Genomic DNA, 26,255 nt, shown 5'->3' on the forward strand with positions numbered 1-26,255 from the left:
CCGCCCCATGCCCAAAGGATTGATTCGCGCCACTGGCGCCTTGTTGACTGCCGTTGCCCTGTACAGCTTGCTGGGCTTTTTGATTTTGCCCGGCATTGCCCTTCGCATAGCCAACCAACAGTTGGCCAACTACGCCACGGTGCCGGCCCGCATCGAGCGTATCGAGCTCAACCCGTTCAGCCTGGAAGTGACGCTGTGGGACCTCAAGATCGGCGATCCCGGCAAGGAACAAGTGGGTTTCGAGCGGCTCTACGCCAACCTGCAGCTCGACAGCCTGTGGACCCGCGCCCTGCACCTGGCCGATGTGCAACTCGACAAACCCAAGACCGAGTTGCTGTTCGACAAGTCCGGCCAGTTGAACCTGGCGCAGTTGTTCAAACTGCCACCCAGCGAACCGACACCGGCAGACCCCAACGCCAAGCCGTTCCCGTTGCGGATCGAGCGGATCAAGCTGGCGGGCGGTTATCTGCACTTTGAAGACCTGCGCCCCAGCGAGCCGATCGAGTTCCTCTACGACAAACTCGACTTCGAGCTGAAAAACCTCAGCACCCTGCCGGAAGACAATGCCGACATGACCCTGGTCGCCGCCGGCCCGGAAGGCGGGCAGATCGACTGGAAGGGTAACGTCAGCCTGGTGCCGATCACGTCCAAAGGCACCCTGAAAATCACCGATGGCAAGATGAAAGCCTGGTGGCCCTATGTGCGCGACGCCCTGCCCCTGGTCCTCGAAAACGGCGTGCTCAACTTCAGCACGGACTACACGTTCAGCCTGGCCAAAGAAACCGAACTGAACCTGACCAACACCGCCGCCAGCATCGCGCCGTTCGCCATCAAGGCGCCGGATGGCCGGCCATTGGTGCGCCTGGAGCGCCTGGACGTCAGCGAAACCACGATCGACCTGGCCAAGCAGCAGGTGGTGGTCGGCAAGATCCGCAGCAACAAGCTGGAAACCTGGGCCGCCCGCGAAGCCGATGGCCAACTGGACTGGCAGAAACTGTTCGCCAGCCAGCCGAGCAAGCCGGCCAAGGCGCCGGAAGCAGCCAGCGCGCCAGCAGCTGCCGACTCGCCCAAAGCCGCGCCTGCAGCGCCGAGCAAGCCTTGGCAAGTGCTGCTCAAGGATGTGCAACTGCGCAACTATCAGGTGCACCTGGCCGACCGCCAGGCCAAACCTGCGGTCGCGCTGGAACTCGGCCCGCTGAACGTCGATGTGCAGAACTTCGACAGCCTCAACGGCAGCCCCTTCACCCTCAAGGTCGACACCGGCCTGGGCAAGCAAGGCAAGATCCAGGCAACCGGCGAGGTCAACCTCAACCCGGTCAGCGCCAAACTGAAAGTGAACACCCAGGACATCGACCTGCGGGTCGCGCAGTCCTATATCAGCCCGTTCATCCGCCTGGAACTGCGTAGCGGCATGCTCGGCAGCAACCTCGATGTGAACCTCAAAAGCACCGAGCCGCTGGCCCTACAGATCACCGGCCGGGCGCAGGTCGATCAGTTGCACACCCTCGACACCCTCAAGACCCGCGACTTCCTCAAATGGCAGCGCCTGGTGCTGGAAGGGCTGAACTACCAGCATGGCGACAGCCTGTCGATCGACAAGGTCAACCTGCAACAGCCCTATGTGCGCTTCATGATCAACGATGATCGCACCACCAACGTCGACGACCTGCTGATTCCCCAGCCGGCCGACAGCGGCGCCAAGCCAGCGGCCAAGCCGGCCACAAGCAAAGAAAAACCGCTGGGCATTCATATCGGGCAGATCGCGATCAACGACGGTTCGGCCAACTTCGCCGACTTCAGCCTCACGCCCAACTTCGCCACCGCGATCCAACAGCTCAACGGGCAGATCGGCACCATTGACAGCCGCCAGGCCAAACCGGCAGCTGTCGACATCAAGGGCAAGGTGGATCGCTATGCACCGGTGACCATCAAAGGCAGCGTGAACCCGTTTGATCCGATGGCGGCACTGGATATCGCCACCAGCTTCAAACGTGTCGAGCTGACGACCCTGACGCCCTACTCGGGTAAGTTCGCCGGTTTCCGGATTCGCAAGGGCCGCCTCAACCTCGACCTGCATTACGTGATCACCAAAGGCCAGCTGAAGGCCGAGAACAAAGTGGTGGTCGAGCAACTGCAACTGGGTGAGAAAGTCGACAGTGCCGATGCGGTAGACCTGCCGATTCGCCTGGCGATCGCCCTGCTCAAGGACTCTGACGGCAAGATCTCGATTGAACTGCCCATCAGCGGCGACTTGAACAACCCGCAATTCAGCGTGATGCCGATCGTCTGGCAGACTCTGCGCAACCTGGTGGTGCGCGCGGCAACGGCGCCGTTCAAGTTTATCGGTGGGCTGGTGAGCGGCGGCGGTTCGGAAGACCTCGGCAATGTCTCGTTCGCCGCAGGCTCCAGCGAACTGAACAAAGACGCCGAGGGCGCCCTGAACACCTTGGCCAAGGCCCTCAAAGAACGCCCTACCCTGCGCCTGGAAATCGAAGGCACGGCGGCGGCCGACAGTGACGGCAAGTTCCTCGCCGAGCAGCGCCTGGAGCGCGAATACCAATATAACTACTACAAGATCCTGCAGCGCCGTGGCGACAAGGTTCCGGCCCAGGCGTCCTTGCTGCAAGTACCGGAAAAGGAAAAAGCCCCCTTGCTCGAAGGTATCTACCGCACCCGCCTGAAACAACAACCACCGGCGGAGTGGAAAAACCTGAGCGACGATGAACGCACGGCCAAACTCAAGGGCGGCGTGATCACGTTCTGGAGCAGCAGCGACGTGCTGTTGCGCCAGCTCGGTCAGGACCGCGCAAGCACCATCAAGGACTACCTGGTCGACAAAGGGCAGCTGGAAGATGACCGGGTGTACTTCGTCGACGCCAAACTGGGCCAGGCCGAGAAGGATGGCCGGGTGGTAACGCAGATGCATCTGGACGCCGAATGACCCCACGCGCCATCGCAAGCTGGCGCCCACTTCGAAAGCATTCCTGGCCGGAATAGAACAGGCCCCGACACATGTGCCGGGGCCTGTAATGACCACATCCCTATGGTCGGTCGCATGAACCCGTGAGGTGCATTGAGTGGATATCTAACTCACTCGTTGCCGCCGCCGCCTAGTTCAGCGATTGGTTGGGCGTTACTCTGCTTTCAGGCCATCGGCCGATACAGCTTTCACGCCTTTGATTTTCTTGGTGATGTTCACCGCGGTAGTTTTCTGCGCTTCGGTCACTGCGACGGAAGAAGACAGGGAAACTACACCCTTGTTGGTTTCGACTTTGATGTCGGTACCCGGAATGCCTTTCTCGGTAACCAGGTCAGCCTTCACCTTGGTAGTGATCCAAGTGTCCGAAGTGGCCTCTTTGGATTTGTCGATGTTGTCGGCTTTTACCGCACCGCCAGCCAGCAGGCCGTCAGCGGATACAGCGGTCACACCTTTGATACGCTTGGTGATGGCGACAGCGGTAGCTTTCTGCGAGTCAGAGATGGCAACGGTCGAAGACAGGGAAACCACACCTTTGTTGGTCTCAACCTTGATGTCCGAACCTGGAATGCCCTTTTCGGTCAGCAGGTCAGCTTTGACTTTGGTGGTGATCCAAGTGTCCGAGGTGGACTCTTTGGCTTTGGTCATTTCGCCAGCTGCCAGCGTCATCGGCGCCTGCGCGGTTTGAGCGAAGGCAACGTTGGCCATGGCCAGGGTCAGGGCGGTAGCAGTTGCGGTAGCGAGAGCGAACTTCTTCATACGAGTAACTCCTGTTTTATTAAAAGTCTGCAGTGTGTGAACCTTGATGCTGCAGCATTAACAGGACTATTGCAGGCACTGTGCCAAGTCGAACTCTTCAAATAAACCCCTTAAAAACAATGAGTTATAGATTGAGCGAATTTTCGGATTCGTGCAATTTGCATGAAGCAGAGCGTGCCTGCATGCAAGTTGCGGCTTTTGGCTGTGATTAAGCGTCTGATTTTTCGGCATTTTCCTGCACGCATAAAAAAAGGACTCCGAAGAGTCCTTTTTTCAGCGTGAAGCCTGCGGGTATTTAAGCGCCCGAAGCCTTGGCTGCTGCCACGTCTTTGATGGACAGCTTGATACGGCCGCGGTTGTCCACGTCCAGTACCAGCACTTCCACTTCCTGGCCTTCTTTCAGAATGTCGGTCACTTTCTCAACACGAGCGTCGCTCAGCATGGAGATGTGAACCAGACCGTCTTTGCCCGGCAGGATGTTGACGAATGCGCCGAAGTCGACGATGCGCTCAACTTTACCGACGTAGATCTTGCCGATCTCGGCTTCGGCAGTGATGCCCAGAACGCGCTGACGCGCCGCTTCTGCAGCTTCCTTGGTTTCGCCGAAGATCTTGATCGAGCCGTCGTCTTCGATATCGATCGAAGCCTTGGTCTCTTCACAGATCGCACGAATGGTCGCGCCGCCTTTACCGATGACATCACGGATTTTGTCGGTGTCGATTTTCATCGCGATCATGGTCGGAGCATTTTCCGACAGTTCGGTGCGGGACTGACCAATGATCTGGTTCATCTGACCGAGGATGTTCAGGCGCGCTTCCAGGGCTTGGCCCAGAGCGATTTCCATGATCTCTTCGGTGATGCCTTTGATCTTGATGTCCATCTGCAGCGCGGTAACACCTTTAGCGGTACCGGCTACTTTGAAGTCCATGTCGCCCAGGTGGTCTTCGTCACCCAGGATGTCGGTCAGGACGGCGAACTTCTCGCCTTCTTTGACCAGGCCCATGGCGATACCGGCAACCGGCGCCTTCATCGGCACACCAGCGTCCATCAGTGCCAGGGAAGCACCGCAGACCGAAGCCATGGAGCTGGAACCGTTGGACTCGGTGATTTCCGACACTACACGGATGGTGTACGGGAACACGTCGGCGGCTGGCAGCATGGCCTGAACCGAACGACGGGCCAGACGGCCGTGACCGATTTCGCGGCGACCGGCGCCACCCATGCGACCACATTCGCCCACCGAGAACGGCGGGAAGTTGTAGTGCAGCATGAACGGGTCTTTTTTCTCGCCTTCCAGGGTGTCCAGCAGCTGTGCGTCGCGGGCAGTACCCAGGGTCGCAACGACCAGGGCCTGGGTTTCGCCACGGGTGAACAGCGCGGAACCGTGAGTCTTCGGCAGAACACCGACTTCGATGTTCAGCGGACGCACGGTGCGGGTGTCGCGACCGTCGATACGTGGCTTGCCGTTAACGATGTTTTCGCGAACGGTGCGGTATTCGATTTCGCCGAATGCTGCTTTGACGTCGCTGGCAGAAGGCTGGCCTTCTTCACCGGACAGCTTGGCAACGACCTGATCCTTCAGCTCGCCCAGGCGAGCGTAACGGTCGGCCTTGACGGTGATGGTGTAGGCCTGGGAGATCGCTTCGCCGAACTCGGCACGGATCGCGCCCAGCAGTTCGGTGGCTTCGGCTTGCGGAGCCCAGGCCCAAGTTGGCTTGGCGGCTTCGGCAGCGAGTTCTTTGACGGCGTTGATCACAACCTGGAACTCGTCGTGAGCGAACAGTACCGCGCCCAGCATCTGGTCTTCGGTCAGCTCTTTGGCTTCCGATTCAACCATCAGTACGGCTTCCGAGGTACCGGCAACGACCATGTCCAGGCTCGAGGCTTTCAGTTGCTCGTAAGTCGGGTTCAGCAGGTAGCCGGTGCTTTCGTGGAAAGCCACGCGCGCGGCGCCGATCGGGCCATCGAAAGGAATGCCGGAGATAGCCAGGGCAGCCGAGGTACCGATCATCGCAGCGATGTCCGGATCGGTCTTTTTGCTGGTGGAGACGACGGTGCAGACAACCTGCACTTCGTTCATGAAGCCTTCTGGGAACAGCGGACGGATCGGACGGTCGATCAGTCGGGAAGTCAGGGTTTCTTTCTCGGAAGGACGGCCTTCGCGCTTGAAGAAACCGCCAGGGATCTTACCGGCAGCGTAAGTCTTTTCCTGGTAGTGAACAGACAGAGGGAAGAAGCCCTTGCTTGGGTCTGCAGTCTTGGCGCCTACAACGGTCACCAGTACGGTAACGTCGTCGTCAACGGTAACCAGCACTGCGCCGGAGGCTTGACGGGCGATACGGCCTGTCTCGAGGGTAACGGTCGACTGACCGAACTGAAATTTTTTGATAACCGGGTTCACGGTGTCCTACCTTCTTTGTGGCTCTTGGGGAACTTGTCTTCTTGCGAAATTCTTGGGCAATGTCGGGAATCGGCCCAACCCTTGTCCAGGGGTAAAACGTGTATCCAGATAAAACTTGAGGCTGGAAGCCTGCCATGGGCCAGCGGGAATCCCACTGACACACGGCAAACAACCAACCTCTAGCGCAATCGCTTATTAGCGACGCAGACCCAGGCGACCGATCAGAGCCTGATAACGACCCAGATCCTTGCCTTTCAGGTAGTCCAGCAGCTTACGGCGCTGGTTTACCATGCGGATCAGACCACGACGGGAGTGGTGATCTTTACCGTTGGCCTTGAAGTGACCTTGCAGTTTGTTGATGTTGTGGGTCAGCAGTGCAACTTGCACTTCTGGCGAACCAGTGTCACCAACAGCTTGCTGATAGTCAGCTACGATTTGTGCTTTTTCTTGAACGTCGAGAGCCATGAGGCAATCCTTTTTTCAGGAAACCACCCAAAGGGCAGTTTCAACAGGCCAGGGACAAATCCCTGTATCTAAAAATGAGTAGTGACCGTGCCTGTTAACAGCCACCCTCGTTCCAGTTTGCGTAAAGGCTGATACGCTTTTACCACAAACTGGTTTCGGTCATTCTGACCGAATCAGTCGACGCGGCGCGATGCGCCCGTCTTCGCTCACTTCACCGATACCGATAAAGCGACCGTTATGATCCTGTACCCGCACCATGCCGAATTTCGGCGCGTCCGGGGCACGTACCGGCTGGCCGTTGAGCCAGTAGAACGCGCTGTGCTCCGAGAAGTGCAGCAATGGCCAATCGAGCAAACCGCTGTCCGATGGCATCAAGAAGCGATCGACCGCTTCATTGCCGCCTTCGGCGTGTACCGCTTCCAACTCTTCCAGCGTCACCGTCTGGGCCAGGCTGAAAGGGCCGGCCTGGGTGCGTCGCAGTTCTGCGACATACGCGCCGCAACCGAGCTTTTCACCGATATCTTCCACCAGGGTACGGATATAGGTGCCTTTGCTGCAGTCCACGGCCAGGCGTGCGGTGTCGCCTTCACAGGCGAGCAATTCCAAGCGCGCAATAGTAACAGAACGCGGTTCGCGCTCCACTACTTCACCCGCACGAGCCAGCTTGTAAAGTGGTTGCCCATCGCGTTTGAGCGCCGAGTACATCGGCGGTATCTGACTGATTTGCCCACGAAAAGCGGGTAAAGCAGCCTCGATATCAGTACGACCAACGGTCACGTCGCGAACCTGCAAAACATCACCCTCGGCATCGGCCGTGGTGGTGGTCTTGCCCAGTTGCATCAGGGTTTCGTAACCCTTGTCGGAATCGAGCAGGTATTGCGAGAACTTGGTGGCCTCGCCAAAGCACAACGGCAACACACCGGTGGCCAGGGGGTCGAGGCTGCCGGTGTGCCCGGCTTTCTCGGCATTGAGCAGCCAGCGGACCTTCTGCAAGGCGGCATTGGAGGTAAAGCCAATGGGCTTGTCGAGCAGAATGATGCCGCTGACGTTGCGACGGATACGTTTGACCTGAGCCACCGCTTACTCCTTGGCGTCTTCAGGTGTGGACGGATGCTGATTATCCTCAGCCACGGCGCGCTCGATCAATGCCGACAGGTGCGCGCCACGCACGACGCTTTCGTCGTAGTGGAAGTGCAACTGAGGCACGCTGCGCAGCTTCATTTCGCGGGCCAACTGCATGCGCAGGAAACCTGCGGCCGAGTTGAGCACCTTGATGCTTTGCGCGATTTCTTCGCTGCTGTCCTCACCCATCACGGTGATGAAGATTTTTGCGTGACCTACGTCACGGCTCACTTCAACGGCGGTGATGGTGACCAGGCCAACACGAGGATCTTTGACTTCGCGACGGATCAGTTGGGCCAGCTCGCGCTGCATCTGATCGCCGATACGTTGGGTACGGCTGTATTCTTTTGCCATGTCTTGTTACCTGTTACTGCCACACGGTGAAACCCGTGGGGTCTGAAAGCGGCAAACGCCCGGCCTGACAAAAGCCAGACCGGGCGTTGCGTTTAGAGTCCGGACGTTGCGCGGGGCATTTGCATGCCCACACGCGGCGTGGCTCCTGAAGTGCGCGAGTTAGAGGCTGCGAGCAACCTGAACCTTCTCGAAGACTTCGATCTTGTCGCCAACCTTGACGTCGTTGTAGCTCTTGACGCCGATACCGCATTCCATGCCGGCACGTACTTCGGAAGCGTCATCCTTGAAGCGGCGCAGGGATTCCAGCTCGCCTTCGAAGATAACGATGTCTTCACGCAGTACACGGATAGGACGGTTACGGTGAACGGTGCCTTCGATAACCATGCAGCCGGCGATCGCGCCGAATTTCGGCGAGCGGAACACGTCACGCACCTCGGCGATACCCAGGATGTTCTCCCGGACGTCGCTGCCAAGCATGCCGGTGAGGGCTTTCTTGACGTCTTCGATGATGTCGTAGATGACGTTGTAGTAACGCATGTCCAGGCCTTCCTGCTCGACGATCTTGCGAGCGCCAGCATCGGCACGCACGTTGAAGCCGAACAGTACAGCGTTGGAAGCCAGTGCCAGGTTGGCGTCGGACTCGGTGATACCACCGACACCGCCACCGACGACACGCACTTGCACTTCGTCGTTACCCAGGCCGTTCAAGGCGCCGTTCAACGCTTCGAGGGAACCACGGACGTCAGATTTGAGGACGATGTTAAGCGTCTTCTTCTCTTCCTGGCCCATGTTCTCGAAGATGTTTTCCAGCTTGCCGGCGTGAGCACGGGCCAACTTGACTTCGCGGAACTTGCCTTGACGGAACAGAGCCACTTCACGGGCTTTCTTCTCGTCGGCAACCACGCTCATCTCGTCGCCAGCGTCCGGGGTACCGTCCAGGCCGAGAATCTCGACAGGGATGGACGGACCGGCTTCCTTGATGGACTTGCCGTTCTCGTCGAGCATGGCACGTACACGGCCATAGTTCGAACCGACCAGCACCATGTCGCCTTGGCGCAGGGTACCGTCTTGAACCAGAACGGTCGCCACCGGGCCACGGCCCTTGTCGAGGCGGGACTCAACCACAACACCACGGCCAGGAGCCGATGGCGTAGCGGTCAGTTCCAGGACTTCGGCTTGCAACAGAACAGCTTCGAGCAGTTCGTCAACGCCAGTACCGACTTTCGCCGAGACCGGTACGAATGGAGTGTCGCCACCCCATTCTTCGGAAGTCACGCCGTGAACCGACAGTTCGCTACGGATGCGATCGAGATCGGCGCCCGGCTTGTCGATTTTGTTCACCGCAACCACCAACGGTACGCCAGCTGCCTTGGCATGCTGAACGGCTTCGATGGTTTGTGGCATCACGCCGTCGTCTGCTGCAACGACCAGGATCACGATGTCGGTCGCCTTGGCACCACGGGCACGCATCGCGGTAAACGCGGCGTGACCAGGGGTGTCGAGGAACGTCACCATGCCGCGATCGGTTTCAACGTGGTAGGCGCCGATGTGCTGGGTAATACCGCCAGCCTCGCCTGCCGCAACCTTGGCACGACGGATGTAGTCGAGCAGGGAAGTCTTACCGTGGTCAACGTGGCCCATTACGGTCACGACCGGCGCACGGGAAACGGCTTCACCTTCGAACTTCAGGGACTCGGCCAGGGAATCTTCCAGGGCAGTGTCGCTGACCAGGGTCACTTTGTGGCCCAGCTCTTCAGCAACCAGTTGGGCAGTTTCCTGATCCAGTACCTGGTTGATGGTGGCCGGAGTGCCCAGCTTGAACATGAACTTGATGATTTCAGCTGCCTTGACCGACATCTGCTGGGCGAGATCGCCCACAGTGATGGTCTCGCCGATCTTCACTTCACGCACGACAGGGCCGGTTGGGCTCTGGAAACCGTGGGCGTTGCGTTTTTTCAGCTTGGCCTTGCCGCGACCACCACGACGGAAGCTGTCGCTTTCTTCGTCGGTGGTACGTGGGGCAACGCGTGGCGCAGGCGCTTTCTCTTTGACCGAAGCACGATGCGGAGCGTTTTTGCGCTCACCATCACCGCCGCCACCGCGACGACTGTTATCGTCGGCACGTGGTTTGTCCGGACGACGAGGTTCGTCGCGTTTACGCGCATCAGCAGCAGGTGCTGGTGCGGCGGCCACCGGAGCGGCCTCACGCACAGCTTCTACAGGCGCGGCAGCAGGAGCAGCGACCGCATCAGTGGCAGCAGGTTGCGCAGCAGCAGGCTGGCGACGCGCTTCTTCTTCGGCGCGACGCTTGGCTTCTTCTTCAGCCTTCTGACGAGCAGCATTTTCTACTGCGCGACGTTCTTCCAGTTCGCGTTTGCGCTCGGCTTCGATTTCTTCCGGGCTGCGCTGTACGAAGACTTTCTTCTTGCGTACTTCAACGCTGATGCTCTTGCTACCAGCAACACGCAGGGTGCTGGTGGTTTTGCGCTGCAATGTAATCTTGCGCGGTTCTTCCACTTTCGCCTTGTGGCTGCTCTTCAAGTGAGTCAGCAAAGACTGCTTCTCACTATCGCTCACACCTTCATCGGCGGCGGTGTGCGGCAGACCTGCCTCACGCATCTGCTGCAACAGGCGCTCTACCGGTGTTTTGACCTCATCGGCCAGTTGTTTCACCGTGACTTGCGTCATGCACTTCTCTCCTCAGGCCGCGCCTAATTACTCGAACCAATGGGCTCGGGCGGCCATGATCAACTTGCCGGCACGATCATCGTCAATGCCGTCGATGTCGAGCAGATCGTCAATAGACTGCTCGGCCAGGTCTTCGCGGGTAATTACGCCGCGCACCGCCAGTTCCATCGCCAAATCCTTGTCCATACCCTCAAGCGAGAGCAGGTCTTCGGCCGGATGGGCGTCTGCCAGCTTTTCCTCAGTAGCGATGGCTTTAGTCAACAAACGATCCTTGGCCCGAGCGCGAAGCTCGTTGACGGTGTCTTCGTCAAAGCCATCGATGTTGAGCATTTCTTCCAACGGTACGTAGGCAATCTCTTCCAGGCTGGTGAAGCCTTCATCTACCAGCACCTGCGCCAGGTCTTCGTCGACTTCCAGCTCGTCGATGAAGTTGCGCAGGATGTCACCGGTTTCAGCTTGCTGCTTAGCCTGGATGTCCGATTCGGTCATCACGTTCAGGGTCCAGCCGGTCAGTTGGCTGGCCAGACGCACGTTCTGACCACCACGACCAATGGCCTGAGCCAGATTGTCTGCGCCAACGGCGATGTCCATGGCATGGGCATCTTCGTCAACGATAATTGCCGCCACTTCAGCCGGCGACATGGCGTTGATCACGAACTGCGCCGGGTTATCGTCCCACAGGACGATATCCACACGCTCACCGCCCAACTCGCCCGACACTGCCTGGACGCGCGAACCGCGCATACCAATGCAAGCGCCCTGCGGGTCGATGCGTTTGTCCTTGGAACGGACCGCGATCTTGGCGCGCGAACCCGGGTCGCGGGACGCAGCCATGACTTCGATCAGGCCTTCGGCGATTTCCGGCACTTCGATGCGGAACAGTTCGATCAGCATTTCCGGCGCGGTACGCGACAGGATCAACTGAGGACCGCGGTTCTCGGTGCGGATTTCCTTGAGCAGCGCACGCAGACGCACGCCGACACGGAAGGTTTCGCGAGAAATGATGTCTTCGCGGGCCAGCAACGCTTCGGCGTTGTTGCCCAGGTCGACGATCACGTTGTCGCGGGTAACTTTTTTCACGGTGCCGGAGATGATTTCACCCAGGCGCTCGCGATAGGCGTCAACGACTTGAGCGCGCTCGGCCTCGCGAACCTTCTGCACAATGACCTGCTTGGCAGTTTGTGCAGCAATACGGCCGAACTCGATCGACTCGATCTTTTCTTCGACAACATCACCGACCTTGGCGCCAGGGTGCGTTTCAGCGACCTTGCTCGGCCAGGTTTCGATGGCCGGATCATCAAGATCGGCTTCTTCAACGACCGTCCAGCGACGGAAAGTTTCATAGGCACCGGTGTGGCGGTTGATTTCCACACGCAGATCAACTTCGTCTTCAAAACGCTTTTTGGTCGCAGTGGCCAGGGCCAGCTCCAGCGCTTCAAAAATCACGTTTGCCGGTACGCCCTTTTCATTGGATACCGACTCAACAACCAGCAGTACTTCTTTGCTCATCGTACGCCTCGCCTTTCGCAAGCCATTGGATCCGCGGGATCCGCGTCTCAGTCAAAACTGGGAATAATGTTGGCCTTGTCGATCATATCGATCGGCAACAGGAACTCATGGTCTTCTACTTGCACCACGACATCCTGCTCTTCTACACCGCGCAGAAGGCCCTGAAAATTGCGTCGCCCTTCAAAGGGAGATCGCAGCTTGATTTTCACTTGTCCACCGGCAAATTTTGCAAACTGCTCGAGAGTGAACAGTGGGCGTTCCATGCCAGGCGAGGAAACTTCGAGGGTGTACTCAACGGCGATTGGATCTTCAACATCCAGGACACCACTGATCTGACGGCTGACAATGGCACAATCGTCCACCAGCACGCCGCCCTCTTTATCAATATAAACGCGCAACATTGAGTGGCGACCTTGAGCCGAAAACTCAATACCCCAGCATTCATAGCCCAGGGCCACGACCACCGGGGCCAGCAAGGCCTGCAACTCTTCTAGCTTGCTCGACACCTGAACCCCCTCGTGCATGTATGTGCATGCTGTGCAAAATAAAAAAATGGGCGAAACGCCCATCCTTGAAACGCCGTCGAATAGCGGCGTTGAAAGTGTCCAGCTAACAAAAAGCCCCTTAATAAGGGGCTCCGCTAAAACTGGTTGCGGGGGCCGGATTTGAACCGACGACCTTCGGGTTATGAGCCCGACGAGCTACCAGACTGCTCCACCCCGCGACAAAGCTGGGGCGGAAGTATACGACCGATCCCTTACAGGGTCAATGTAACCTTCCACCTACAAGAAAGCCCGCAACAGCGGGCTCTCCTGATAATTGGTACCGAGAAGGGGACTCGAACCCCTACACCCTATGGGCACAACCACCTCAAGGTTGCGTGTCTACCAATTCCACCACCTCGGCAATACAGCGTTTACAACCCTTCTTACTTCTGCTCTTGAGCTGGAGGCACGTCAGTCGCTGGAGTAGCCGACTTTTGCTCTTGAAGCACCGGGACATCATCAGAAGCCGGTTTTGCTTTTGGTACTTCCAACACTGCTGGGTTTGGCAAACCTACTTGAGTCAGCACATGAGCTTTCTCTTTAGCAAAGTAACCTAACCCTAAGCTGGTTATGAAGAAACCTGCGGCAAGTATAGCAGTAAACTTACTAAGAAAGGTAGAGGAACCTTGGCTTCCGAACACAGTATTTGAAGCACCTGCACCGAAAGACGCACCAGCATCCGCACCTTTACCCTGTTGCAACAAAACCAGGGCAACTACGCCCAGGGCAGCCAACAGATGAAAAACGACTACGACTGTTTCCAGCATTTTTTCAGTTTCCCGCGGCGCGACAAATCGCACCGAACTCATCTGCATTCAGGGAAGCTCCACCAATGAGCCCCCCATCGATATCCGGCATGCCGAACAGTTCGACCGCATTGGCCGCCTTCACGCTGCCGCCGTATAGAAGCCGCACACCTTGTGCGACCTCAGAATTCTCTGCCGCCAACTGCGCGCGGATAGCTGCATGCACATCCTGCGCCTGTTGCGGTGTTGCAGTCAGCCCGGTGCCAATGGCCCAGACCGGCTCGTAAGCGATGACTGCCTTCGCAAACGCACCAACACCCAGCTCCTCGATGATGCTGCCCAGCTGACGCGAGACAACTTCAAGAGTCTTGCCCGATTCGCGCTGTTCAAGGGTCTCCCCTATGCACAACACCGGAATCAAGCCACAAGCCTGTGCCGCTGCGAACTTGCGATTGAGTGTCCCATCCCGCTCGCCCATCAACTGACGGCGCTCGGAGTGCCCGACAAGCACGTAGGAACAACCCGCATCAACCAACTGACTTGGCGAAATCTCACCTGTCAGCGCACCTTGCATGGGTTCCATTGCGCAATTCTGCGCGCCGACCTGAATCGACTTACCTTTCAAGCCATCAACCACTTGGTTGATATGCAAGCAAGATGGAAAAACCGCGACATCAACACCGCTCGGCAAGGCCAAGTGACGAAGGCCATTGATCAGCTCAGCGACACTGGCGCGGGTACCGTGCATCTTCCAGTTACCAGCTACCATAGTGCGACGCATGCTGTACCTCGTCGGTCAAAGTGGGCGCAGATGTTACCCAACCACACCATCACTGGCAAGCCGAATTCAGGAGCAAACTTCAGTTACTAGTTTTGCCAGGTCTTCGGCATGCCCGCGAACCAGGGTTTCGTCCTCACCTTCGACCATGACGCGCACCAGCGGCTCTGTGCCGGACTTGCGCAGCAACACGCGCCCACGCCCCGCCATTGCCAGGGTCACGCGCTCGCAGGCCGCTTTGACAGCCGGGTGTTCGATCGGGTTGTCGCCACCGGCAAAGCGCACATTGAGCAGCACTTGCGGGCACTTACGCAGGGCTTGACGCGCCTGGGCCAGGCTTTCCTGGCGACGGCGCAACGCCAACAGCACCTGCAGCGCGGCAATGATCGCGTCGCCCGTGGTGGTGTGCTGGAAGCACACGACATGCCCGGAGTTCTCGCCACCGATCTGCCAATTGCGCTCCAGCAGTTCGGCAATCACATAACGATCCCCGACATTGGCACGCACAAAAGGAATGCCCAGCTCGCCCAGTGCCAACTCCAGCCCGAGATTGCTCATCAGCGTACCGACAACACCGCCCTGCAAGCGGTTACGCTCATGCAGGTCGCGGGCAATGATGAACATCAAGTCATCGCCATCAACCACGGCGCCGGTGTGATCCACCATCAGCACGCGGTCACCGTCGCCATCAAAGGCAATACCCAGGTCGGCATGCTCGGCCAGGACGGCAGCCTGCAATTGCTCCATATGCGTGGAGCCGCAGTTTTCGTTGATGTTCAACCCGTTTGGCTGGGCCGACAGCACCGTCACTTCCGCACCCAGCTCCTTGAACACGCTCGGCGCCACTTTATAGGTCGCACCATGGGCACAGTCGACGACGATCTTCAGCCCGGCGAAATTGGTGCTGCTTGGCACACTGCTCTTACAGAATTCGATATAACGGCCAGAGGCGTCGTTGATCCGCGACACCTTGCCCAGCTTGCTGGACTCGACCACCGTCATCGGCGCATCCAGCAGCTCTTCGATCATCAGCTCGATCTCATCCGGCAGCTTGGTGCCCTGCCCCGAGAAGAACTTGATGCCGTTGTCATCATGAGGATTGTGCGAAGCACTGATCACAATGCCGGCTTCGGCATGGAAGGTACGCGTCAGGTAAGCGATCGCCGGGGTCGGCATCGGGCCCAGCAGCATTACATCGGCACCGGCGGCGGACAAACCGGCCTCCAGCGCAGACTCAAACATATAGCCTGAGATACGCGTGTCCTTGCCCACCAGGATGCGGCACGCGCCCATGCTGCGGAACGCCATGCCTGCCGCCCAACCCAGCTTGAGCATGAAATCGGGGGTAATCGGAAACTCGCCGACCCGACCACGGATACCGTCGGTGCCAAAGTATTTCTTTGTCATAAGTGCTCCATCATTCTTATTCGGCCGATTCTACTGCGGCAATCATGCGGACAACATCCACGGTCTCAGCGACATCATGCACACGCAAGATACGCGCACCCTTGGTCACAGCAAGTGCCGCCAGCGCCAACCCACCATAAAGCCGCTCGCCCACCGGGCGATTCAGCGCCAGACCTATCATGCTCTTGCGCGAAACGCCGACCAACAAAGGTCGACCCAGGGCATGCAAGGCTTCCATATGCTTGAACAGACTTAGATTGTGCTGCAGGGTCTTGGCGAAACCAAACCCCGGATCGAGGATGATCTTGTCGGCAGCGATCCCTACGGCGGCGCATTGAGCAATGCGATCAGCCAGGAACCCGCTCACTTCGCCAACCAGATCATCGTAGTGCGGATTGTCCTGCATGGTGCCGGGCTCGCCCAGCATATGCATCAGGCACACCGGCAGGCCGGTCGCCGCGGCGGCGTCCAGCGCACCATCACGCTGCAACGAACGCACATCGTTGATCAGCCCCGCACCCAGGCGCGCCGTTTCGCGCATCACCGCCGGGGTCGATGTATCCACGGAAATGATCACATCCAGCTCGCGAGCGATGCGCTCGACGATCGGCGCCACCCGCTCCAGTTCCTCCACGGGAGAAACCACGCGAGCACCGGGCCGGGTCGACTCGCCGCCAACATCGATCAAGGTCGCACCCGCCGCCACCATCGCCTCGGCGTGACGCAACGCAGCATCGAGCTGATTGAAGCGACCACCATCGGAAAAGGAATCGGGGGTTACATTAAGAATGCCCATGACATGCGTATGGGCCAAATCAAGAACCCGGCTGCCGCAAGGCAACCGGGTGGAGGACGACGCAAAAGTCATTTCAAACCTTAGTGGTCAGCTGCAGGACCGCCGATCGGGTTTTCAGGGCGTTCGTTCTGAACCACTGGCGGCGTGCCAGAGGTGCCCGAACCACCTTCCCAATCGCGAGGTTCACGCGGTGTACGGCCCGCCATGATGTCGTCGATCTGATCGGCATCAATGGTTTCGTACTTCATCAGCGCATCCGCCATGGCATCCAGCTTGTCGCGGTTGTCGGTGAGGATCTGCTTGGCCGTGCCGTAGCACTGGTCAATGATGCTGCGCACTTCGGAGTCGATCAGCTTGGCTGTCTCACCGGAGAAGCTGGCACTTTGACCGCCACCGCCACGCCCCAGGAACACTTCGCCTTCTTCCTCGGCGTACATCAAAGGACCGAGTTTTTCCGACAGACCCCATTTGGTCACCATGTTCCGCGCAATCTGGCTGGCACGCATGATGTCGTTGGAAGCACCGGTGGTGACACCGTCAAAGCCCAGGGTCATCTCTTCAGCGATCCGGCCGCCGTACAGCGAGCAGATCTGACTGATCAACGCACGCTTGGAGAGGCTGTAGCGATCTTCTTCCGGCAGGAACATGGTCACGCCCAGCGCCCGACCACGAGGAATGATCGACACTTTGTAGACCGGGTCATGCTCAGGCACGACGCGCCCTACGATAGCGTGACCGGCTTCGTGATAAGCGGTGTTCTGCTTCTCTTTCTCGGACATGACCATGGATTTGCGCTCGGCGCCCATCATGATCTTGTCTTTGGCCAGTTCGAACTCTTTCATTTCCACGATGCGCTTGCCGGTACGGGCCGCAAACAGCGAAGCCTCGTTCACCAGGTTGGCCAGGTCGGCACCGGAGAAGCCAGGCGTACCGCGGGCAATCACGGCCGGAGCCACGTCGTCGCCCATGGGTACTTTACGCATGTGGACTTTCAGAATCTGCTCACGACCACGGATATCCGGCAAGCCCACCACAACCTGACGGTCGAAACGGCCTGGACGCAGCAATGCAGGGTCCAACACATCCGGACGGTTGGTTGCGGCAATGACGATGATGCCGTCATTCATTTCAAAGCCGTCCATCTCCACCAGCAACTGGTTGAGGGTCTGCTCACGTTCATCGTGACCACCGCCCATGCCAGCACCACGATGGCGACCAACGGCGTCGATTTCATCGATGAAGATGATGCATGGCGCGTGCTTCTTGGCCTGCTCGAACATGTCGCGAACACGGCTGGCACCGACGCCGACGAACATTTCGACGAAGTCCGAACCGGAAATGGTGAAGAACGGCACCTTGGCTTCACCGGCAATCGCCTTGGCCAGCAAGGTTTTACCGGTACCCGGCGGGCCGACCATCAGCACACCGCGTGGAATGCGGCCACCCAGGCGCTGGAACTTGCCCGGATCACGCAGGAACTCGACCAGCTCACCCACTTCTTCCTTGGCTTCGTCGCAACCGGCGACGTCAGCCAGGGTGGTCTTCACCTGGTCTTCGGAGAGCAGGCGCGCCTTGCTCTTGCCGAAACTCATCGGCCCGCCCTTGCCTCCTGCACCGCCTTGCATCTGGCGCATGAAGAACATGAACACGGCGATGATCACCAGGATCGGGAAGCTTGCCACCAGGAGTTGAGTCCAGATGCTCTGCTGCTCAGGCAGCTTGCCTTCGACGATCACGTGGTTATCCACCAAGTCGCCGATCAGACCGTTGTCCTGGATTGCCGGACGAATGGTCTTGAAGCCGTCGCCATCGTTGCGCTTGCCGGTAATCACGTAGCCATCAACCGCTACGCGCTCGACCTTGCCATCCTTAACTTGCTGGATGAAGTCGGAATAGTTGAGGGTCTGCGGCTCGTTAGGGCTGGAGAAGTTGTTCATCACCGTCACCAGGACAGCCGCGATGATCAACCACAGGATCAGATTCTTTGCCATATCGTTCAATTAACTACCCTCTGAAGCAAGCTCCGCTACTGGCGCGCGCTTCGCATGATATTCACCGGCCTAACTTACTACATTACCTACAACTCTGGCAGGCGCCGTCTGTAACCCTTTGTGAAACTTTGACTACACAATATTCGTAAAGCTTCGTGACGAAAGCGATATAAAAAAACCTATCGACTCCCCTCAAACCTTCAAAGGCGCTCATCACTCGCTGCACCTTCGATACCGCGGAACCCCCGCGCCAGCAGATATTGCTCGCGAGACCGGTCCCGTGAGGAGTCCGGTTTACGCATCTGCACCTTATCGAACAGCTTGCGGATGTTCTTGTGGTACTCGTCGAAACCTTCGCCCTGGAAGACCTTGACCAGGAAATCACCACCCGGACGCAATACCCGCCCCGCCAGATCCAGCGCCAACTCGCACAGGAACATGGCTCGCGGCATATCAACAGCCGGTAATCCACTCATATTGGGGGCCATGTCGGAAATCACAAGGTCCACCTGCGAATTTCCCACAGCCTGCAGGATCTCAGCTAACACCGCATCCTGGGTAAAGTCACCATGGACGAAGGTCACATCCGGGATGCTGTCCATCTCCAGGATGTCGGAAGCGATCAACCGGCCTTGCCCGCCAATCAGACGACTGGCCACCTGGGACCAGCCACCCGGGGCGGCGCCCAGGTCGATCACGCTCATGCCGGGACGGAACAGTTTGTCCTTGTCCTGAAGCTCCAGCAGCTTGTAGCTGGCCCGGGAACGGTAGCCGTCCTTTTGCGCCTTTTTGACGTAAGGGTCGTTGAAATGCTCTTGCAGCCACTTAAGGCTAGTTTTGGAACGGGCCACGGGCCACCTCGAAAATAAAACGGGTCGTGATTAACTGGGCGGTCCCGGACTCGCTCGGGTAAACTGGCCGCCGCTTTTTACAAGATCAGACGCAGGGGTCAGATTATGCCGCTCACTCAAGAGCAGAAGAAACAGTACAAATCCATTGGCCACCATCTGAAACCAGTTTTGATCGTGGCCGACAACGGTTTGACTGAAGGTGTGTTAGCCGAACTTGAACGCGCATTGGGCGATCACGAACTGATCAAGATCAAGGTCAACATCCTTGACCGCGAAGCGCGCCTGGCCGCCATTGCAGAACTGTGCAAGGTTGGCAAGGCAGACCTGGTTCAGGTCATCGGCAAGATGGCACTGCTGTATCGCAAGAACTTCAGCGTCAACAAGCAACTGTCGAACGTTCATCGCTTCAAATGACAACAAGGGTCACGGGCGTGCTTCGCGCGCCCCGCCACTCCACCCAGGCGCCGGTTGCATCACCAGCACCAGGCCGGAAAACCCTAGCACAAGATAGCTGAATAGCTGCCAGCGCAACGCTTCCGGCAGCCACACATGCACGATGCAATACATTGCACACGCATACAGCGCCATCAACAGCAGTTGGCCGCGAATATCCCGCCACAAACTCCCCAAGCCTTCGGCCTTGATCAGCACCAGCGCCTGAAGCGTCACGCACGCCGCCGCAAAACCCACCAGCAGCGCACTCAGTAATCCATCGATCTCATCGATCAACAACGGCGCCAGGCCAATCAGGCCCAACGCCGGTAACACGCCAATATGCAACAACCACAGGCCGCCCACCCACAGCATCTGGGCAAACTGCCAAAGCATGGCGCCCGCACGAAGCGGGCGCCGCCTTTCAGACATGGCGAACTTCAACAATCTCGTACTCGATCACGCCACCGGGCGTTTTCACAACCACCACATCACCCTCTTCCTTGGCAATCAAGGCACGGGCGAGTGGCGAACCGACGGAGATCTTGCCGAGTTTGAAGTCAGCTTCGTCCTCACCGACGATGTGGTACACCACGCTTTCGTCGGTTTCGACATTGGCGATTTCCACCGTGGTGCCGAAAATCACTTTGCCGGTGTGCGGGATGGTCGTGACGTCGATGATGACCGCATTCTGCATACGGCCTTCGATGTCACGGATCCGCGCCTCGACCATACCCTGCTGCTCGCGGGCAGCGTGGTATTCGGCGTTTTCCTTCAAGTCACCCAGCTCGCGGGCCGTACCGATGTCCTGGCTCAGCTTTGGACGTACGACCTTGGTCAGATGGGCGTGCTCCTCTTCCAGGGCCTTGGCGCCCCGAACGGTCATTGGGTATTTGATCATGCCTTCAATCCTGCGTGTAGATCCTGCAAGCGACGCACGGTCTTTTCCGGACCGAACTTGAGCGCTTCGCAGATAGCTTCGCCAGCAGCAATGGTCGTGGTGCAGTAGATCTTGTGCTGCAAGGCATTACGACGAATGGAGTAAGAATCCGCAATCGACTGACGACCCTCAGTGGTGTTGATGATCAGAGTGACTTCGTCATTCTTGATCATATCGACCACATGCGGACGGCCTTCCGTCACCTTGTTCACGCGACGCACTTTCAGACCCGCCGCTTCAATCAGCCTGGCGGTCCCGGCGGTGGCCACGATCTCGAAGCCCAAGTTGATCAGATCACGGGCCACGCCTGCAACCAGCGGCTTGTCATCGTCGCGCACGCTGATGAAAGCAGTACCGCCGGTCGGCAGCACTTCGCTGGCGCCCATCTGGGCCTTGGCGAACGCTTCACCGAAGGTATCGCCCACGCCCATCACTTCACCGGTGGACTTCATCTCTGGGCCCAGGATCGGGTCCACGCCAGGGAATTTGGCGAATGGGAACACCGCCTCTTTCACGCTGTAGAAGTTCGGAATGATTTCTTTGGTAAAGCCGATTTCCTTCAGGGTCTTACCGGCCATCACGCGGGCAGCGATCATGGCCAGGGACACACCGATGCACTTGGACACGAACGGCACGGTACGCGAGGCGCGCGGGTTGACTTCGATGACGTAGATGTCTTCGCCTTGCAGCGCCAACTGTACGTTCATCAGGCCGACCACTCCCAGTTCCAGGGCCATTTTCTTGACCTGTTCGCGCATCTCGTCCTGGATGTGCAGCGGCAGCGAGTAAGGCGGCAGCGAGCACGCGGAGTCACCGGAGTGAACGCCCGCCTGTTCGATGTGCTGCATGATTGCGCCGATGACCACGTCAGTACCGTCGCAAACCGCATCCACGTCCATCTCGATGGCGCAGTTGAGGAAGTGGTCCAGCAGCACCGGGCTGTCGTTGGACACTTTCACCGCATCACGCAGGTAACGCTTGAGTTCTTCTTCTTCGTAGACGATTTCCATCGCCCGGCCGCCCAGTACGTAGGACGGACGCACCACCAGCGGGTAGCCGATCTTGCTGGCCGCACGCAGGGCTTCGTCTTCGCTGCGCACGGTAGCGTTCGGCGGCTGACGCAGGTTCAGGCGCTCGACCATTTGCTGGAAGCGCTCACGGTCTTCGGCACGGTCGATGGCGTCCGGGCTGGTGCCGATGATCGGCACGCCGGCGGCTTCCAGGGCACGGGCCAGTTTCAGCGGGGTTTGGCCGCCGTACTGGACGATCACGCCTTTAGGCTTCTCGACGCGCACGATTTCCAGCACGTCTTCCAGGGTGACCGGCTCGAAGTACAGGCGGTCGGAAGTGTCGTAGTCGGTGGAAACGGTTTCCGGGTTGCAGTTGACCATGATGGTCTCGTACCCGTCTTCGCGCAGGGCGAGGGCGGCGTGTACGCAGCAGTAGTCGAACTCGATGCCTTGGCCGATACGGTTCGGACCGCCACCCAGGATCATGATCTTGTCGCGACCCGACGGCGCAGCTTCGCACTCTTCCTCGTAGGTGGAGTACAGGTAGGCGGTGTCGGTGGAAAACTCGGCGGCGCAGGTGTCAACGCGCTTGTAGACCGGGAAGATGTCCAACTTGTGGCGATGAGTGCGCAGGTTTTTCTCAGTCACACCCAGCAACTTGGCCAGGCGCTGGTCGGAGAAACCTTTGCGCTTGAGGCGGAACATGGTGTCGCGGTCGATGCTGGCCAGACCCAGGGTCTTGACCTTCTCTTCTTCCTTGATCAGATCTTCGATCTGCACCAGGAACCACGGATCGATCATGTTCATGCCGAAGATGTCTTCGACGGTCATGCCGGCGCGGAACGCGTCAGCGACGTACCAGATACGCTCGGCGCCCGGCACGGTCAGCTCGCGCTTGAGCACGCTCATGCTTTCCGGATTGCTCAGGTCGAGCTTCTCGTCCAGGCCGCAAACGCCGACTTCGAGGCCGCGCAGGGCTTTCTGCAGGGATTCCTGGAAGGTCCGGCCAATGGCCATGACTTCGCCGACCGACTTCATCTGGGTGGTCAGGCGCGCGTCAGCCTTGGGGAACTTCTCGAAGGCGAAACGTGGCAGCTTGGTCACGACGTAGTCGATGGACGGCTCGAAGGACGCCGGGGTCTTGCCGCCAGTGATGTCGTTCGACAGTTCGTCCAGGGTGTAACCCACAGCCAGCTTGGCCGCGACCTTGGCGATCGGGAAACCGGTGGCTTTCGAGGCCAGGGCCGACGAACGGGACACACGCGGGTTCATCTCGATCACGACCATGCGGCCGGTGTTCGGGCAGATACCGAACTGCACGTTGGAACCGCCAGTCTCCACGCCGATCTCGCGCAGTACCGCCAGGGAGGCGTCACGCAGGATCTGGTATTCCTTGTCGGTCAGGGTCTGTGCCGGAGCAACGGTGATCGAGTCACCGGTGTGCACGCCCATCGGGTCGAAGTTCTCGATGGAGCAGACGATGATGCAGTTGTCCTTCTTATCGCGGACAACCTCCATCTCATATTCTTTCCAGCCGATCAGGGATTCGTCGATCAGCAGCTCTTTGGTCGGCGACAGGTCCAGGCCGCGGGCGCAGATTTCTTCGAACTCTTCACGGTTGTACGCAATACCGCCACCGGTACCGCCCATGGTGAAGGACGGACGGATGATGCACGGGAAGCCCAGGGTCTCGAGGACCGCATTGGCTTCTTCCATGCTGTGGGCGATACCGGAACGCGGGCACGCCAGGCCGATGGATTTCATCGCCTTGTCGAAGCGCGAACGGTCTTCGGCCTTGTCGATGGTGTCGGCGTTGGCACCGATCATCTCAACGCCGAATTTTTCCAGGATGCCTTCGCGCTCCAGGTCGAGGGCGCAGTTCAGGGCGGTCTGGCCGCCCATGGTCGGCAGCAGCGCGTCCGGACGCTCTTTCTCGATGATCTTGGCAACGGTCTGCCACTTGATCGGCTCGATGTAGGTGGCGTCGGCCATGGCCGGGTCGGTCATGATGGTGGCCGGGTTGGAGTTCACCAGGATGACGCGGTAACCCTCCTCGCGCAGGGCTTTACAGGCCTGGGCGCCGGAGTAGTCGAATTCGCAGGCCTGGCCGATCACGATCGGGCCAGCGCCGAGAATCAGGATGCTTTTTATGTCTGTACGTTTTGGCATGGGTTTGTCACTCAAATCCGCAGGTCAGTCGGCAAGCCGTCTTGAACAATCTTTGAAGAGCCTGCGGGGGCCACCGACAGTCGGGGCCGCCCGCAGGCCGCTCAGTCAGCGTCGCTTGGCCATCTCATTGATGAAACGGTCGAACAGCGGCGCTACGTCGTTCGGGCCCGGGCTGGCTTCAGGGTGGCCCTGGAAGCTGAACGCGCTCTTGTCGGTGCGCTCGATGCCTTGCAGGGAACCGTCGAACAGCGACTTGTGGGTCGCACGGACGTTGGCCGGCAAGGTCGTTTCATCCACCGCAAAACCGTGGTTCTGGCTGGTGATCATCACTACGCCGGTGTCCAGGTCCTGTACAGGGTGGTTCGCGCCGTGGTGGCCGTGCCCCATTTTCAGGGTCTTGGCGCCGGAGGCCAGAGCGAGCAGTTGGTGGCCCAGGCAGATACCGAACACCGGGATCTCGGTCTCCAGCACGTCCTTGATCGCCTTGATGGCGTAGTCGCATGGCTCAGGGTCACCCGGGCCGTTGGACAGGAACACGCCGTCCGGCTGCAACGCCAGGACGTCGCTGGCAGGGGTTTGCGCCGGCACCACGGTCACGCGGCAACCGCGCTCGACCAGCATGCGCAGGATGTTGTACTTGATGCCGTAGTCGTAAGCCACTACGTGGTAGGGCAGATCAGCAGCGTCGATGGTCTCGTGGCTGTCGGTCTTCAAGTCCCAGACAGTGGAGCGCCAATCGTACTGTTGCTGGGTGCTGACGACTTTCGCCAGGTCCATGCCCTTCAGGCCAGGGAAGCCTTGCGCCGCAGCAATTGCCGCAGCCTCGGAGATATTCTCACCGACCATGATGCAGCCGTTCTGCGAGCCTTTTTCACGCAGGATGCGTGTCAGGCGGCGCGTATCGATACCGGCGATCGCCACAACGTTGTTGGCTTTCAGGTAATCGGACAGCGACATCGTGCTACGCCAGTTGCTCGCAACCAGTGGCAGGTCACGAATCACCAGGCCCGCGGACCAGACGCGATTGGACTCGACGTCTTGCGGCGTAGTACCGGTGTTGCCGATGTGCGGATAAGTCAGGGTAACGATCTGTTGGGCGTAGGAAGGATCGGTAAGGATTTCCTGATAGCCGGTCATGGCAGTGTTAAACACCACCTCTCCAACGGTTTGACCGTCGGCTCCAATGGCTTCGCCGCGAAAAATGCTGCCATCAGCAAGGGCGAGTATGGCTGGCTTAGTCAAGAAGACCTCCCGTAAATAAAGCCTGAAAGGGCGATCGCAGGTTGTAAAAAAGCGGAGTGACGTATGGACACGTCACCCCGCTTCTTCACTGAATTATTCTGCGCGCTTTTAGTGGACACACTAAAGCTGTAGCTTACAGAAAAAGGCTGTTTTGGTCCACCGCTAATGAGCCTTAAAGGCAGGAGAATGCGACAGGACGTCGCTTAGCGGGTAAAAACGGGGCCTTAGGATAATCCCGAGGCCCCATTTTAGCTACTGATTAGTGCAGATCCAGCACATCGCGCATGTCATACAGACCCGGCGCACGCCCATCCAGCCACAGCGCGGCACGCACCGCACCCTTGGCGAATGTCATGCGGCTGGAGGCTTTGTGCGTGATTTCCAGGCGCTCGCCTTCAGTGGCGAACAGCACGGTGTGATCACCGACGACGTCGCCACCACGAACGGTGGCAAAACCAATGGTGTCACGCGCACGCGCGCCGGTATGACCTTCACGCCCGTACACCGCCACCTTCGACAAGTCGCGACCCAGGGCATCGGCGATAGCCTCACCCATGCGCAACGCGGTTCCCGACGGCGCATCGATCTTGTGGCGATGATGGGTCTCGATGATTTCGATATCCGCCTCATCGCCCAGCACGCGCGCCGCCAGATCCAGCAGCTTGAGCGACAGGTTCACGCCCACGCTGAAGTTGGCGGCAAACACGATGGGAATATCCTTGCCCGCCTCGACCAGCAACTGCTTCTGCTCAGCGCTCAAGCCGGTGGTGCCGATCACCATGGCCTTGCCCGCCTTGCGGCAGAACGCCAGGTTTTTCAGCATCACGTCCGGCAGCGTAAAGTCGATCAGCACGTCGAACTCGTCCGCCACCTGCTCCAGGTTGCCGGACAACGACACCCCGATACGCCCCAGCGAAGCCAGCTCACCGGCATCGGCGCCGATCAGCGTACTGCCTGGGCGAACGATCGCCGCGGTCAGGCCGGAGGCCGGCGAGCGCTGCTGTACCGCTTCGATCAGGGTTTTACCCATGCGCCCGGCAGCGCCCATTACGGCTATACGTCGCATACTCAAT

At 58.9% G+C, this 26,255-nt stretch carries 21 protein-coding genes and 2 tRNA genes; 2 read left to right on the top strand and 21 right to left on the bottom strand.

Annotated elements, in window-relative coordinates:
- Window positions 1-7: 7 nt before the first annotated feature.
- Entirely contained in the window at window positions 8-2,941 is a 2,934-nt protein-coding gene (locus tag LQ249_RS26675) for a DUF748 domain-containing protein (protein ID WP_232566004.1), read from the top strand.
- Between the two features lie 192 nt (window positions 2,942-3,133).
- Here LQ249_RS26675 and LQ249_RS26680 read toward each other — a convergent pair whose 3' ends face one another.
- The 16 genes from LQ249_RS26680 to rlmE form a co-directional block, all read right to left on the bottom strand.
- Window positions 3,134-3,736, bottom strand: a complete 603-nt coding sequence (locus LQ249_RS26680) for a BON domain-containing protein (RefSeq protein ID WP_046382044.1) — start codon at window positions 3,734-3,736, stop codon at window positions 3,134-3,136.
- Between the two features lie 295 nt (window positions 3,737-4,031).
- The gene (gene pnp, locus LQ249_RS26685; protein WP_017847425.1) at window positions 4,032-6,137 is read right to left on the bottom strand and encodes a polyribonucleotide nucleotidyltransferase; all 2,106 of its coding nucleotides are present in this window, start codon (window positions 6,135-6,137) and stop codon (window positions 4,032-4,034) included.
- 195 nt (window positions 6,138-6,332) lie between these two features.
- Window positions 6,333-6,602, bottom strand: a complete 270-nt coding sequence (rpsO, locus tag LQ249_RS26690) for a 30S ribosomal protein S15 (protein ID WP_003176135.1) — start codon at window positions 6,600-6,602, stop codon at window positions 6,333-6,335.
- A gap of 159 nt (window positions 6,603-6,761) precedes the next feature.
- Window positions 6,762-7,679 carry a tRNA pseudouridine(55) synthase TruB gene (gene truB / locus LQ249_RS26695; RefSeq protein ID WP_232566005.1) on the bottom strand — a complete coding sequence of 306 codons (918 nt, stop codon included), beginning with the start codon at window positions 7,677-7,679 and terminating at the stop codon, window positions 6,762-6,764.
- Between the two features lie 3 nt (window positions 7,680-7,682).
- Window positions 7,683-8,078, bottom strand: coding sequence for a 30S ribosome-binding factor RbfA (gene rbfA / locus LQ249_RS26700; protein ID WP_017847424.1), 396 nt, complete (start codon window positions 8,076-8,078; stop codon window positions 7,683-7,685).
- A gap of 159 nt (window positions 8,079-8,237) precedes the next feature.
- Complete coding sequence (infB, locus tag LQ249_RS26705; RefSeq protein ID WP_046382043.1) at window positions 8,238-10,766, bottom strand: translation initiation factor IF-2; 2,529 nt, start codon at window positions 10,764-10,766, stop codon at window positions 8,238-8,240.
- Window positions 10,767-10,793: 27 nt separating this feature from the next.
- Window positions 10,794-12,275 (bottom strand): transcription termination factor NusA, encoded by a 1,482-nt coding sequence (gene nusA / locus LQ249_RS26710; protein WP_008057419.1) that lies wholly within the window; start codon window positions 12,273-12,275, stop codon window positions 10,794-10,796.
- Between the two features lie 47 nt (window positions 12,276-12,322).
- Window positions 12,323-12,781 (bottom strand): ribosome maturation factor RimP, encoded by a 459-nt coding sequence (gene rimP / locus LQ249_RS26715; protein ID WP_026140087.1) that lies wholly within the window; start codon window positions 12,779-12,781, stop codon window positions 12,323-12,325.
- A gap of 141 nt (window positions 12,782-12,922) precedes the next feature.
- Window positions 12,923-12,999: transfer RNA gene (locus tag LQ249_RS26720), tRNA-Met, on the bottom strand.
- Between the two features lie 96 nt (window positions 13,000-13,095).
- Window positions 13,096-13,181: transfer RNA gene (locus LQ249_RS26725), tRNA-Leu, on the bottom strand.
- Between the two features lie 22 nt (window positions 13,182-13,203).
- Window positions 13,204-13,587, bottom strand: coding sequence for a preprotein translocase subunit SecG (gene secG / locus LQ249_RS26730; RefSeq protein WP_010206600.1), 384 nt, complete (start codon window positions 13,585-13,587; stop codon window positions 13,204-13,206).
- Between the two features lie 4 nt (window positions 13,588-13,591).
- Window positions 13,592-14,347, bottom strand: coding sequence for a triose-phosphate isomerase (gene tpiA / locus LQ249_RS26735; protein ID WP_046382042.1), 756 nt, complete (start codon window positions 14,345-14,347; stop codon window positions 13,592-13,594).
- Between the two features lie 66 nt (window positions 14,348-14,413).
- Complete coding sequence (gene glmM / locus LQ249_RS26740) at window positions 14,414-15,751, bottom strand: phosphoglucosamine mutase (RefSeq protein WP_017847420.1); 1,338 nt, start codon at window positions 15,749-15,751, stop codon at window positions 14,414-14,416.
- Window positions 15,752-15,767: 16 nt separating this feature from the next.
- Complete coding sequence (gene folP, locus LQ249_RS26745) at window positions 15,768-16,619, bottom strand: dihydropteroate synthase (RefSeq protein ID WP_026140085.1); 852 nt, start codon at window positions 16,617-16,619, stop codon at window positions 15,768-15,770.
- A gap of 8 nt (window positions 16,620-16,627) precedes the next feature.
- Window positions 16,628-18,538 carry an ATP-dependent zinc metalloprotease FtsH gene (ftsH, locus tag LQ249_RS26750; RefSeq protein ID WP_017847418.1) on the bottom strand — a complete coding sequence of 637 codons (1,911 nt, stop codon included), beginning with the start codon at window positions 18,536-18,538 and terminating at the stop codon, window positions 16,628-16,630.
- Between the two features lie 200 nt (window positions 18,539-18,738).
- Window positions 18,739-19,389: a 23S rRNA (uridine(2552)-2'-O)-methyltransferase RlmE gene (gene rlmE, locus LQ249_RS26755; protein ID WP_017847417.1), complete on the bottom strand. Its 651-nt coding sequence runs from the start codon at window positions 19,387-19,389 to the stop codon at window positions 18,739-18,741.
- 105 nt (window positions 19,390-19,494) lie between these two features.
- Between rlmE and LQ249_RS26760 the strand changes: the two genes are divergently transcribed.
- The gene (locus tag LQ249_RS26760) at window positions 19,495-19,803 is read left to right on the top strand and encodes a YhbY family RNA-binding protein (RefSeq protein ID WP_017139256.1); all 309 of its coding nucleotides are present in this window, start codon (window positions 19,495-19,497) and stop codon (window positions 19,801-19,803) included.
- Between the two features lie 9 nt (window positions 19,804-19,812).
- On the opposite strand, the gene LQ249_RS26765 is transcribed toward LQ249_RS26760, so the two are convergent.
- From LQ249_RS26765 to dapB, 5 genes are all read right to left on the bottom strand, one after another.
- Entirely contained in the window at window positions 19,813-20,217 is a 405-nt protein-coding gene (locus LQ249_RS26765) for a hypothetical protein (RefSeq protein ID WP_017847416.1), read from the bottom strand.
- A gap of 28 nt (window positions 20,218-20,245) precedes the next feature.
- The gene (gene greA, locus LQ249_RS26770; RefSeq protein WP_017847415.1) at window positions 20,246-20,722 is read right to left on the bottom strand and encodes a transcription elongation factor GreA; all 477 of its coding nucleotides are present in this window, start codon (window positions 20,720-20,722) and stop codon (window positions 20,246-20,248) included.
- A complete protein-coding gene (carB, locus tag LQ249_RS26775) occupies window positions 20,719-23,940 on the bottom strand; it encodes a carbamoyl-phosphate synthase large subunit (RefSeq protein ID WP_017847414.1) in 3,222 nt (1,073 codons plus the stop codon). The genes greA and carB overlap by 4 nt, the downstream gene beginning before the upstream one ends.
- Before the next feature lie 105 nt (window positions 23,941-24,045).
- On the bottom strand, window positions 24,046-25,182 hold the full coding sequence (gene carA, locus LQ249_RS26780) for a glutamine-hydrolyzing carbamoyl-phosphate synthase small subunit (RefSeq protein ID WP_108525435.1): 1,137 nt from the start codon (window positions 25,180-25,182) through the stop codon (window positions 24,046-24,048).
- A gap of 259 nt (window positions 25,183-25,441) precedes the next feature.
- Window positions 25,442-26,248, bottom strand: a complete 807-nt coding sequence (dapB, locus tag LQ249_RS26785; protein WP_026140082.1) for a 4-hydroxy-tetrahydrodipicolinate reductase — start codon at window positions 26,246-26,248, stop codon at window positions 25,442-25,444.
- Between the last annotated feature and the right edge of the window lie 7 nt (window positions 26,249-26,255).

The sequence above is a fragment of the Pseudomonas sp. 7-41 genome, assembly GCF_021233075.1.
GTDB classification, from domain to species: domain Bacteria; phylum Pseudomonadota; class Gammaproteobacteria; order Pseudomonadales; family Pseudomonadaceae; genus Aquipseudomonas; species Aquipseudomonas veronii.